This window comes from Streptomyces sp. NPDC058877, from assembly GCF_042742855.1.
In the GTDB taxonomy this organism is placed as follows: Bacteria; Actinomycetota; Actinomycetes; order Streptomycetales; family Streptomycetaceae; genus Streptomyces.
In genome coordinates this window covers 35725-47059 of the sequence record NZ_JBHYMF010000041.1, presented here as the reverse complement: position 1 = coordinate 47059, position 11335 = coordinate 35725, and the positions used below count along the sequence as shown (strand labels likewise).

Here is an 11335-nt window from a genome sequence, read left to right as displayed (position 1 = left end):
GTGATGCGCAACCGAGTGGGGGCACGGCGGCGGAGCCGTCCGTCACTCCATCCGGCGGGCGCCCTCCAGGACGGCCTGCCGGATGCGGTGGTAGGTGCCGCACCGGCAGATGTTCCGGAGCACGTCCAGATCGGCCTCGGTGACTTCGCGGCCGGCCTCTCTGGCCCGGTGCACCGCCGACACCGCAGCCATGATCTGACCCGGCTGGCAGTAGCCGCACTGGGCGACGTCCAGATCGAGCCATGCCTCCTGCATCGGGTGGAGTTCGCTGGCCACGGTGTCCGCGAGCCCCTCGATGGTGGTGATCTCGTCCGTGGGGGCCACGTCCCCGACGCGCACGGCGCAGGGCGTGAAGGCCCTGCCGTTGAGGTGACTCGTACAGGCCCGGCACACGCCGACCCCGCAACCGTACTTGGGTCCGGTGACTCCGAGGACGTCCCTGAGGACCCAGAGGAGCCGGACGTCTCCCTCGACGTCGGCGGTGACGGCCTTGCCGTTCAGGATGAAGGTGTGCTGCGGCACGGGGGCTCCAGGTCTCAGACGGTGCGGGTGCGGCCGTCGGTGGGCGAGGCCGGAACGGGCGGAACGAGTGGCAGAGGCGTGAAGGCGAGCGGCTCCTCGTGGTTGACGGGGAAGACCGTCGGCATCGTGCCGGTCGCCCGGCCGTAGGCGCACGCGACGGCGGCCATGGCACCGGCGACGGCGAGCTCCCCCGCGCCGCCCGGCTCGTCGCTGCTCGGAGGCATCACGATGACCTCCAGCTCGGGCGGGTCGTTCCACTGCCGGGTGTAGAAGTACTGGTCCCAACTGGCCTCCAGGAAGGCCCCGTCGCGCAGGTGGAGTCCTGAGGTCAGGGCGAGGGCGATGCCGTCGGCGATGCCCCCCATCATCTGGGCCTCCAGACCGCGCGGGTTGACGGCGAGGCCGACGTCGACGGCACAGACCACCTTCGTCACGCGCGGCCCGGTGTAGGCGTCGGGAACCTTCCGGCCGACGGTCCCGGGCCGGCAGTCGATCTCGGCGAGGACCGCGAGGGCGGAATGGTACTCGGTGTGGACGGCGAGGCCCTGGGCCGTGCCGGCCGGCATGCTCCGGCCCCACGCGCCCGCCTCGGCGACCCTGTCGAGGACGGCGCGGGTGCGCGCGTCCTTCAGGAGCCGCCGTCGCATCTCGTAACCGTCCTGCCCCGTCCGCCGGGCCAGTTCGTCCATGACGAGCTCCTGGGCACAGCGGACGTTGGGCGAGTAGATGTTCCGCATGGAGCCGGTGTTGAAGCCCGTGTCGGTCTCGGCGAGGAGCTGGGTGGTGACGCCGAGGTGGTAGGGGCTGACCTGGGTGAGCTGGAACATCGTCTCGGAGAAGGTGAGGTCGGCGACGGGCAGTCGGGCCGCCTCCGCCGTCAGCACCTCGCCGATGCCGTGTCCGAAGTCCGTGGCCACGGAGGTGTGGCGCTGTTCGTAGGTGAGGACCTCGCCGAGCGAGTACGTGGCCCGCACCCTCGACGTGGACATCGGGTGCGTACGGCCCTGGCGGAAGTCGTCGCTGCGGTGCCACATCAGCTTCACGGGCTTGCCGAGGGCCCGCGAGATCTCTGCGGCTTCACGAGCCGCGTCGGAGAACAGCCGTCGGCCGAAGGAACCACCGCCCTCGGTCACGTGGACGCGGACGGCGGCGGGTGGCAGCCCCAGGGCGAGGGCGATCTGCTCCTGGGCGACGATCGGGGACTTCAGGGAGGACCAGATCTCCGCCGAGTCCGCCCGTACGTCGGCGATCGCACAGTTGGTCTCCAGGGCGGCGTTGCTGGCGAAGTGAAAGGTGAAGCGGGCGTCCACGGCCTTGGTGAGCAACGGCAGCGGCGGCACCACCAGGGGGAGCTCGGCCCGATGGAGCTCCCCCAGGACGGTGGCGTCCGAGGCCCCCTCGACGGTTCCCGGGCCCCAGTCGACCCTAAGGACACGGACGGCGTCGATGCACTGGCCGAAGGTCCGGCCGCGGACGGCGACACCGGTGGAGACGGTGACGACGTCGGTGATGCCGGGCATCGCCCGGACCTCGGCGAGATTGGTCACGGAGCGGACCGTGCCGTTGATGGTGGGCGGACGGCAGACCATGGTGGGCAGCGCGTCCGGCACCTGGAGGTCCATGGCGAACCGCTTCCGCCCCGTGACCGCTTCGAGGGCGTCCACCCGTCGCTGTCCGGTGCCGATCACCCGGAAGCCGCCGGGGTCCTTGAGGGTCACCTCCACCGCCGTGTCGGTGACGGCCGCGGCTCGCGCAGCCAGTTCCCCGTAGCCGAGCACCGTGCCGGTCGGGGAGACCACGGCGCCGGCCTTGGTGGTGAGGGTGTCGACGGCCTCGCCTAGGACGAGGGAGGCGGCGTGGAGCAGTCGGGCCCGGGCGAGGGCGGCGGCGACCCGGATGGGCGTGTAGGTGGAGTGGGTGGTGTTGGAGCTGCCGGTGAGCTGGTTGAAGAGCAGTTCGGGACGGGCGTCGGCCAGGGTGACCCTCACCCTGTCGAGGGGCAGGTCGAGTTCCTCGGCGAGGATCATGGCGCTGGAGGTGGTGATGCCCTGGCCGACCTCGGCGCGCGGGAGGGCGAAGCGGGCCGTGCCGTCGGCGTCGACGCGGACGGAGATGAGGTTGCTGGTGGGCAGGGCGGCAACGGTGAGCAGCTCGTTGAGGTCGAGGAGTTCGGCCGGCCCCGGCGGTGAGGGGACCAGGGCCGCGGCCTCCTGCGGTGCGAGGGCCTCTCCTCCGATCCGGGCGGCGACGGTGAGGGTGGGTGCGGCGAGCACGTAACCGAGGAACCGCCGGCGTCCGATGTCGGGGGCGTGCCCGGTGTCGGGGGCGTGCCCGGTGTCGGGGGCGTGCCCGGTGTGCCGGACGGGAGGGCCGGCTCCGTCCGTGCCACTCGTGTGGTGGCCGTCCCCTGTGGAGTCCCGCCTCGCCATTCGGTGTGCCCCTTCGCCATGGGCCCGCCCCGCTGCCGCCGGAGGCCCCGGAGACGACGATCATCGCTCATGGCGGCTGCTTCCGGGGCCGGTTCGCCGGACACCGGGGCCGTGGGGTGCCGCCCATGGCCGAAGCCGCGTACCTCACCGCCACCCGTCGCTCGTACGACACCGTCGCCGTCGACCACGAGCGTCTGCCCTCCGACCAGTTGGCGCGGACGCCGCTGGGCCGGGCGGTGCTCGCCGGTTGGGTGGAGGGGGTGGAGGCCGCGGGCGGCCCCCGCACGATCGCCGGCCTCGGATGCGGTACGGGCCGGGTGACCTCCCGTCCGAGGCGTCTCGGCGCCGAGGCCTTCGGTGTGGACCTGTCACCGGGGATGACCGCGGTCGCCCGGACACCCACCCGGAACTGCGCTTCGACGTGGGCTCCATGAGCGCGCTCGACCTGCCCGGCGGTTCCCTCGGCGGGGTGCTCGCCTGGTACTCGACGGTGCACATGCCGGAAGGTGAACCCATCGCTTCGTTCCGGGAGTTCCACAGGGTCGTGGCGCCGGGCGGGTACGCGCTGGTGGCCTTCGAGGTGGGCGACGAGCGGGTACGGCTTGAGCAGGCGTACGGCCACGGGGGCGGCCTCGACGTGTACCGCCGGTCACCCGACCGCGTCGCGGGCCTGTTGGCGTCGGCGGACCCGGTCGAGTCGGCGCGCCTGGTGCGGGAGCCGGACCCCGCGGAGAAGACCCCGCCGGCCTTCCTCCTGGCACGGAAGGCGCGTGGCCGAGTCGGGTCTCCTCGTGGGGCCGCCGCCCCGCGGACGCGCACCGGGCCGGAGGCCGGCGCCCGAGCGGAGCTGGGCGCGCGAGATCCGGGCGCGCTGACCGCCCCCCGCGATCAGAGCGTTCACGGAGGCCATCGGATCCCCACCGACCGACCTGGCGAGCAGGGCGCCGAGCACCACGGGGCCGAGGGCCACCGCGAGGGCCGTTCCGGTGGCGGCCACGTGGCGGAGGGGGCGGATGCGCCGGGCGTCGAAGGGCATGGCCCCATTCCACCGGCGGACGGTCGTCACCGCATCGGTCGGCGTACTCAGTCCCTCCGTACCGTGCTACTCAGCTGACGGTGCGCACGGCACGGGGCGACCGGCCACGGGCCGCGCCTTCCCGGCGCGTACCGTACGAGAACACGCACGCCGACGAAGGAGCTCCGCCGCCATGGCCGACTACCGGATCGAGACCGTCCGCACCGGATACCGGAAGTGGACCGCCCGCAACGACCGGGGCGCGGAGGTCTTGATGGCCGCCGCCGACGACGCGGACGCCCAGCCTTCCTTCACCCCGGTGGAACTGCTGCTCGCGGCGATGGGAGGGTGCGGCGGCCTCGTCATCGACCGGACCGCCCGGGCCGTGGACCACGAAGACCTGGCGATCGTGGTGGAGGCGGTGTCGGACCCGGAGGAGCCCGGCCGGTTGGGCCGGATCCGGGTCAGTTACGAGTTCGAGCTGCCGGACAACAACCCGAAGGCCGCCCAGGTGTTCGCCCGCGGGGTGCGCCTGACGCACGAGAAGTTCTGCACGGTGAGCCGGACCGTGGAGCACGGCGCCCGGGTGGAGGCGATCCTGCCGGACGGCACCGTCGGTTTCGAAGGCTGAGCCGCCCGGCCCGCCGGCGGGAGCACTCCTCGGTCACTCCCCGGTCACTCCTCGATCGCTCCGCCGATCCGGCGCAGATGCTGGCGGAAGGTGAAGGAGGGGTCCTCGGCCCGGCGCACGAGGTACTCGTCGAAGCGGGTCTGCGTCCGTAGGGTCTCCCCCGCCCGGATCAGCCGGGCCTGCTCCCGCTCCGTGCGGAAGAGTGCCCCGGCCACTTCCAGGACGGCATCGGCGCGGTCGGCCGCCACGAAGACCACGCCGTCGTCGTCACCGAACACGAGGTCGGCGGTGGTCACCTGGTGGTCACCGAACCGTGCGGTGGTCAGCGCGTCCGGGTCCCGCTCGTCGAGGCGCACGGGGCCGGGCGCGTGGCGTCCGTACGAGAAGACGGGGAGTCCGATCCCGATCAGGTCCGGGGTGTCCCGGTGCAGTCCCCAGACCACGACACCGCCCACTCCCGCCGCACGGGCCTCCAGGACGGCGAGGTCACCGATGCACGCCTCGTCGCGACGGCCCGCGTTGTCGATGACCAGGACGTCTCCGGGACGGGCGTCGATGAGGGCCTCCAAGAAGACGTCGACGCTGCCGTAGTGACGCACGGGCAGCACCCGGCCCGCGACCCGACTCCCCGCCACGACGGGAACGATCCCGGCGGGCGCGGCACGCAGCGGTTCCCCGAGCCGCAGACAGGCGTCGGCGATCAGCGGCGTGGAGAGGTCGACGAGGTCCTTCGTCATGGGCGTTCCGATCCGTCCGAAGCGGGTGCGGTGGGCTGCGCGCGATGCTAGGCCATCGGGCCGGGCGCCGATTCGTTGACGGGGCGGGCGGATGACGCACCGGGCGCGCTTCGGGCCCGGGCCGGGGCGCGTGCCACGGCGTGAGGCTCCCCCGCTCAGGAGCGGGCGGGGCCCGTCCGGTCCACGGGCGTCGAACGGTTCCCGGGGCAACCGGAGGACTCAGGGGAGCTGGAGTGCACGGATCGCGCGCAGGGGGTCCTCGGCGGTCCGGGGCTCCGCGTCCCAGATCTTCGTGATGCGCTCCCCCGCGGTGTAGCGCGGCCAGTCGGCGCCCGGGTCCTGGTCCCTGACGAAGGCGACCCAGGCGCGGTGGAGGGCGTCGGCGAGGGCACGCGGCGGCTCGTTCCCGGCGATGGCCACGACCCCTTCGGCGTCGAGGTGGTCGAAGGCGAAGGGCAGGTCCAGGCAGTGGAAGGCCTGGCCTGCTGCCGGCGAGCACCAACGGAACTCATAGAACCACGTGGGGTGTTCACGGGCGGCACGGGCGTCCGCGACGGCAAGGTTCGGGGCCCTGAAGATCGTGTCCGTGAGCGCCTGACCGAAGAGCCGGTCCGCTCCCGCTGCTTCGTACTCCTTGACGAAGGCGGCGGTCCCGGCCGGGTCGAGACCGAGGCCGCCGAGGAGGACGGGCAGCGGCACGCCGTCGGGCGGGGGGAACATCGTGAACTCGTCCTCGGTGAAACCGAGCATCAGCGGGACCTCGGCTCCCGCCCCGCCAGCCGTCAGGGCCTCCAGGACCGGAACGGGAATCAGCTCGCCGTCGGCGAAGGGTGCGAGGGGCAGCATCGGCGGCAGGCCCGCGAGGTCGGGGCCGGGTTCCGACATGCGGTGCTGGAGGTCGAGGAGCTCCTGGTCGGTGAGGTCGCGGAGGGCGGCGGCGGTGGCGGGGACCCCGGTGCGGGACGTCAGCAATCGGGCCGCCGCCCGGGCGACCTCGGGACCGTCCGGGCGCACGACCGCGCCGGAGGCGGAGATGGCGCCGCGGAAGAGCCCTTGCGCCGACGGGACGGTGAGCAGGATCTGCACGGCGCCGCCGCCCGCCGACTGGCCGGCGATGGTCACCTTGGCCGGATCGCCGCCGAAGGCCGCGATGTTGTCCCGCACCCACTCCAGGGCCGCGATCCAGTCCCGCACCCCCCGGTTGTCCGGGGCACCCTCCAGGTGCAGGAACCCTTCGATCCCCAGCCGGTACCCCACCGAGACCAGCACCACTCCGTCGCGGTTGAATGCCGCTCCGTCGTACCACGGACTGGCCGCCGAACCCGCCACGTACCCCCCGCCGTGGATCCACACCATGACGGGCAGAGCCGCTTCCGGTTCCGGCGTCGGAGTGAACACGTTCAGGTTCAGCACCCCGGCACCGGGGATCGACGGCTCCGGGATCGTCGTCACCTCCGCGAAGGGACGTCGCTGCGCCGTCGGCCCGTACTCCGTCGCGTCCAGCGGTTCCGACCACGGCTCCGGCGGCACCGGGGCAGCGAACCGGAGCTCGCTCACCGGCGGCTGTGCGTACGGGATTCCCAGGAAGCGCATGCTGCCGTCGGCACGGCGCTCGCCGCGGACGGGCCCTCGGGCTGTGGTGACGATGGTGCTCATGGGGGGCTGCTCCTTCTGCGCGGACACGGGGCCGGAGGGGAAGCCTTCCATCGTGCACTTACACGTGTCAATAAAGTACGTGGATCCATGGGCCCACTCCGCTTCCGGACACCGTTCGGACACGGGACCGACCGGAGCACGCCGACCGCTAGACTCGGGCCGCGTACCGGACCCATCGGTTCGAGGGGGAGGCGACCGGCAGTGAAGTGGGGCCCCGATGCCTTGGTGGGGGTGTTCGTCGCCCTGCTCGGCGTGGGCCTGATGACGGCCGGAGTGACCTGGAAGGGCCGGGCCGTACGACCGTTCGCCGCTTCACGGGCACGCTCCTTCGCCGAGCACGAGTACGCCCGCGACCTCCAACGGGCGGCCGACCAGGTGATCGCGGCGGCCCGCAGGTCCGCGGGCGAGGGCGAACCGGCGATCGTCACCGTCGAGGCGGTGATGCGCATGACCGAGGAGCGGTACGGACACACCGGGGTCGAACGCCGCCAGGCAGCAGCGGCACTCCGCCGTCGCTTCGAACACGGGCACTGCGGCACCGACTGCGTGACGGACGCCTACGGCTAGTAATCCGGCCGGAGTTTGATGTCTGACCTGCGGGTTTCACCGGGCAGCTGGAGTGCTGGGCGACCCCAGGGGCACAGCTCCGCCGCGCATGAAGGATGATGCACGGCGGAGGGGATTCGAATGCGTTCAGAAATGCGGGATCAGGTGCAGGCAGGGGCCCCGTGGCAGACACGGGTTCCGCCCCGAGCGCAGACGCCGGTGCGGGTGAGAGACCGGTTCGGCTCGGCGTTCACGGCGTCGGTCTCGGTGCTGTTCTTCGAGGCCGTGATCGGGTCGATCGTGTTCTACGTGTGGACGGAGACCCAGGAGGTCCCGGCCCTCGGCTACAACCTGTTCAACATCCTCTTCCTGTTCGTCATGGGATTGATCGGAGTGGCGGCCGGGGCGATCGGCGCCGTGCTGCTGTCGGTCGCCGTGGTGATGCCGCTCGTGGCCCTCGCCGGATGGCTCGGCCGCACGGTCTCGGGGCGTGACGTCTGGTGGTGGATCCCGCTCCTGGCGGCCGGCGGCGGAACCCTGCCGGGGCTCGTCTCGGCGTCGATGGTGCCCTCGGGGAGTATCGGAACGGAAATTAGCGGTAGCGGGGCGATCTTGATTCCGGTTCAGTGACGTGCCTGTTTTGGCTGGTCAGCGGGCCGTACGTTCCTCGGCATGCCTGTTGAGTACCTGTCTGTCGAGCAAGAGACCCGCTATGGGCGGTTCGCCACGGAGCTGTCGCCCGGCGAGCTGGAACAGTTCTTCCGCCTGGACACCAAGGCCCTGGGTCTGGCGTGGGCAAAGCGCCGTCCGGCGACGCGGTTGGGATGGGCGGTGCAATGGGGCACGGTGCGGATGCTCGGCACCTTCCTGACCGAGGACCCCACGGCGGTCCCGGCCTCCGTGGTGCGATTCGTCGCCGAGCAGCTCGGGATCGATGACGAGCACTTCGCCGAGTACGGGGCGCGCTCGCAGACGGCGTACGAGCATGCGTGGGAGATCCGGGACGAGTACGACTACCGGGAGTTTGCCGCGGGCGAGGAGGAGCTGCGGGAGTTTCTGGCGGCGCGGGTGTGGTCGTCGCTGGAGGGGCCGCGCGCGTTGTTCGACCGGGCGGTGGTGTGGCTGGTGAACAACCGGGTGCTGCTGCCCGGGGTCACGACGCTGGCCCGGATGGTGGCCGCGGTCCGCCAGGAGGAGAACGACCGGCTGCACGCCGCGCTGTACGAGGCGGTGCCGTACGATCTGCGCACCGAGATGGTCCGGTTGCTCGAAGTACCCGAGAAGAAGCGGGTGTCGGAGCTGGAGCGGTTGCGGCTGGGCCCGATGAAGGTGTCGGGCAAGGCCATGCAGCTGGCCCTGGACCGCGCCCGTGAGGTGCGGGGCTTGGGTGCCGGCGCAGTCGACGCCGGGCGGGTGCCGGCCGCTCGGATGACCGGGCTGGCCCGCTACGGTCTGACCTCGAAGGCGCCGACGCTCAAGCGGCTGGAGGTGACCCGGCAGACCGCCACCCTGCTGGCGACCGTGCGGCACCTGGAGACCGCGACGGTCGACGACGCGCTCGACCTGCTGCACGCGCTGATGGCCACCAAACTGCTCGCGAAGGCCGAGCGGATGTGCAACGACGCCAAGCTCAGGGCCCTGCCTCAGTTGCGCAAGGCCGCGAAGAAGGTCGCCGCGGCGGTAGACGTGCTGATGGCGACGCCACCCGCGACCGACACCGGCGAACTCGTCTCCGTGGTCGACGCGTGGTCGGCGATCGAGCAGGTCGTGCCGCGCGAGCAGCTGGCCGAGGCGCTCGCCACCATCGCCGCGGTGGTCCCGGACACCGACGGGGACGACGACGTGGAGTGGCGGGCCGAACTGGTCGCCCGCTACGGCACCGTGCGCGGCTTCATCCGCCTCCTGGTCGAGGTCATCGACTTCGGCGCGGTCGAGGCCGGCGCCCCGGTCGTGAAGGCCCTCAAGCAGCTGCCGGACCTGATCGGCCGCAAGAAGGTCAGTGCCGAGGAAGTCGCCTCCGACCTGGTGACCGGCTCGTGGCGGCGGCTGGTGTTCGCCAATCCCAATCTGCCGCACGGCGTGGTCGACAAGGCCGCGTACTCGTTCTGTGTCCTGGAGCACCTGCACCGCTCCCTGCGGCGACGGGACGTGTTCGCCAGAGACGGCGACCGCTGGGGCGACCCCCGTGCCAAGCTGTTGGCCGGGGAGAAGTGGAGAACGGCCGAGCCGAAGGTGCTCACCGCGCTCGGTCTGGAGAGCGAACCGGCCGGACACCTCGCCGAACTTGCTTCCGCCCTGCACGCCGCGTACGTCCAGGTCGCCGCAGGGCTGCCGGGCAATAGTGCGCTGGAGGTGGTGGGCGGGAAGCTGAAGCTGGCCAAGCTCGGCAAGGCCGAGGAGCCCAAGCTCATGCCGCCGTTCCGTCAGCTGGTCAACGGCATGTTGCCGAAGGTCGACTTCCCGGAGCTGCTGCTGGAGGTCGCCGAGCTGACCGGGATGGCGGACGCGTTCACGCACATCTCCGGCGCTGACTCCGGCATGGAGGGCTTCACCACCAGCCTGTGCGCGGTGCTGCTGAGCGAGGCGTGCAACGTCGGGATGACTCCAGTCGTCAAGCCGGACGTCCCGGCGCTCACACGGGGCCGCCTGGTCCAGGTTGATCAGGGCTACTTCCGGGCGGAGAACATCTCGGCGGCCAGCGGCTTGTTCATCGAGGCACAGGCGAAGATTGATGTCGTGCGGGCGTGGGGCGGCGGCCTGGTCGCCTCCGCCGACGGCGTCCGTTTCACCGTCCCCGTGCAGACGCTCTACGCGGGCTCGAATCCCCGCTACTTCGGCCTGCGGCACAAGGGCGCCACCTGGCTGAACGTGGTCAACGACCAGGTGATGGGGCTGGGCGGGGTGGTCGTGCCGGGCACGCTGCGCGACTCGCTGTTCATCCTGGACGCCATCCACGCCCGCGACGGTGGTCCGAAGCCGGAGACCGTCATCACGGACACCGCGTCGTATTCCGACATCGTCTTCGGCCTGTTCGCGATCTGCGGCTACCAGTTCTCCCCGAGAATCGCCGACATCTCCGACGCCCGGCTGTGGCGGACCAACACCGCCGCCGACTACGGGCCGCTCCAGCCGGCCTCGAACCACACCATCCGTCTGGACCGGATCCGCGCCCACTGGGGCGACATGCTTCGTGTGGCGGGCTCCTTGACCCTCGGCGAGGTTCGGGGCCACGACCTGATCCGCATGCTCTCCCGGGACGGCAAGCCGACCGGACTGGGCGACGCGTTCGCCCACTACGGACGGATCTTCAAGACCCTGCACCTGCTCCAGTTCGTCTCTGACGAGGGATACCGGCGGATGATCGGCGCCCAGCTCAACGTCACCGAGGCCCGCCACCGCCTCGCCCGGAAGATCTTCTTCGGACAGCGCGGCGAACTGCGCCAGCACTACCGCGAGGGCATGGAAGACCAGCTTGGCGCGCTGGGCCTGGCGCTCAACGCCGTGGTCCTGTTCAACAGCTTCTACATCGACGCTGCCGTCAAGCAGCTTTCCGCCGACGGCTTCCCCGTCACCGACGACCTGCTCGCCCGGCTCTCCCCGCTCCAGTACGACCACATCAACTTCCTCGGCCGCTACGCCTTCACCCGGCCGTCGAAGCCGGGCCTGCGCCCCCTGCGTGACCCCCGTGCCACAGATGAGGACTTCGAGGAGCAATAGAGCGCTGGATCCCTGCGGGGGCTGCAGAACTCGGAACGGCTCTTCGCGCCGGGACGTTCTGGTCCTGGGTGTGCCCCTGTCA

Annotated in this window: 10 protein-coding genes; 6 read left to right on the top strand and 4 right to left on the bottom strand. The window is 71.6% G+C overall.

The window, feature by feature from the left end; genetic code table 11:
* Positions 1-42 precede the first annotated feature (42 nt).
* Together ACFW2Y_RS12860 and ACFW2Y_RS12855 are read right to left on the bottom strand one after the other, a co-directional pair.
* A complete protein-coding gene (locus tag ACFW2Y_RS12860) occupies positions 43-522 on the bottom strand; it encodes a (2Fe-2S)-binding protein (protein WP_384877147.1) in 480 nt (159 codons plus the stop codon).
* Between the two features lie 14 nt (positions 523-536).
* Complete coding sequence (locus tag ACFW2Y_RS12855; RefSeq protein ID WP_384877145.1) at positions 537-2951, bottom strand: molybdopterin cofactor-binding domain-containing protein; 2415 nt, start codon at positions 2949-2951, stop codon at positions 537-539.
* Positions 2952-3076: 125 nt separating this feature from the next.
* Between ACFW2Y_RS12855 and ACFW2Y_RS12850 the strand changes: the two genes are divergently transcribed.
* The 3 genes from ACFW2Y_RS12850 to ACFW2Y_RS12840 all read left to right on the top strand — a co-directional run bounded on the left by ACFW2Y_RS12850 (position 3077) and on the right by ACFW2Y_RS12840 (position 4597).
* A complete protein-coding gene (locus ACFW2Y_RS12850) occupies positions 3077-3385 on the top strand; it encodes a class I SAM-dependent methyltransferase (protein ID WP_384877143.1) in 309 nt (102 codons plus the stop codon).
* Positions 3382-4065, top strand: a complete 684-nt coding sequence (locus ACFW2Y_RS12845; RefSeq protein WP_384877141.1) for a class I SAM-dependent methyltransferase — start codon at positions 3382-3384, stop codon at positions 4063-4065. The genes ACFW2Y_RS12850 and ACFW2Y_RS12845 overlap by 4 nt, the downstream gene beginning before the upstream one ends.
* Before the next feature lie 94 nt (positions 4066-4159).
* A complete protein-coding gene (locus ACFW2Y_RS12840) occupies positions 4160-4597 on the top strand; it encodes an OsmC family protein (protein WP_384877139.1) in 438 nt (145 codons plus the stop codon).
* Positions 4598-4641: 44 nt separating this feature from the next.
* Here ACFW2Y_RS12840 and ACFW2Y_RS12835 read toward each other — a convergent pair whose 3' ends face one another.
* Together ACFW2Y_RS12835 and ACFW2Y_RS12830 are read right to left on the bottom strand one after the other, a co-directional pair.
* Entirely contained in the window at positions 4642-5334 is a 693-nt protein-coding gene (locus ACFW2Y_RS12835) for an RraA family protein (protein WP_384877137.1), read from the bottom strand.
* Positions 5335-5553: 219 nt separating this feature from the next.
* Positions 5554-6990 (bottom strand): carboxylesterase/lipase family protein, encoded by a 1437-nt coding sequence (locus ACFW2Y_RS12830; protein WP_384877135.1) that lies wholly within the window; start codon positions 6988-6990, stop codon positions 5554-5556.
* 201 nt (positions 6991-7191) lie between these two features.
* Between ACFW2Y_RS12830 and ACFW2Y_RS12825 the strand changes: the two genes are divergently transcribed.
* The 3 genes from ACFW2Y_RS12825 to ACFW2Y_RS12815 all read left to right on the top strand — a co-directional run bounded on the left by ACFW2Y_RS12825 (position 7192) and on the right by ACFW2Y_RS12815 (position 11253).
* Positions 7192-7557: a hypothetical protein gene (locus ACFW2Y_RS12825; protein WP_384877133.1), complete on the top strand. Its 366-nt coding sequence runs from the start codon at positions 7192-7194 to the stop codon at positions 7555-7557.
* A gap of 204 nt (positions 7558-7761) precedes the next feature.
* A complete protein-coding gene (locus tag ACFW2Y_RS12820) occupies positions 7762-8166 on the top strand; it encodes a hypothetical protein (RefSeq protein WP_384877131.1) in 405 nt (134 codons plus the stop codon).
* A gap of 42 nt (positions 8167-8208) precedes the next feature.
* Positions 8209-11253, top strand: a complete 3045-nt coding sequence (locus ACFW2Y_RS12815) for a Tn3 family transposase (protein WP_384877130.1) — start codon at positions 8209-8211, stop codon at positions 11251-11253.
* The last annotated feature ends 82 nt before the right edge of the window (positions 11254-11335 follow it).

Excerpts from the sequence above, each read along its gene's own strand:
- ACFW2Y_RS12855 (WP_384877145.1), bottom strand. The coding sequence starts at position 2,951 with ATGGCGAGGCGGGACTCCACAGGGGACGGCCACCACACGAGTGGCACG.
- ACFW2Y_RS12850 (WP_384877143.1), top strand. The coding sequence starts at position 3,077 with ATGGCCGAAGCCGCGTACCTCACCGCCACCCGTCGCTCGTACGACACC.
- ACFW2Y_RS12845 (WP_384877141.1), top strand. The coding sequence starts at position 3,382 with ATGAGCGCGCTCGACCTGCCCGGCGGTTCCCTCGGCGGGGTGCTCGCC.
- ACFW2Y_RS12840 (WP_384877139.1), top strand. The coding sequence starts at position 4,160 with ATGGCCGACTACCGGATCGAGACCGTCCGCACCGGATACCGGAAGTGG.
- ACFW2Y_RS12835 (WP_384877137.1), bottom strand. The coding sequence starts at position 5,334 with ATGACGAAGGACCTCGTCGACCTCTCCACGCCGCTGATCGCCGACGCC.
- ACFW2Y_RS12830 (WP_384877135.1), bottom strand. The coding sequence starts at position 6,990 with ATGAGCACCATCGTCACCACAGCCCGAGGGCCCGTCCGCGGCGAGCGC.
- ACFW2Y_RS12815 (WP_384877130.1), top strand. The coding sequence starts at position 8,209 with ATGCCTGTTGAGTACCTGTCTGTCGAGCAAGAGACCCGCTATGGGCGG.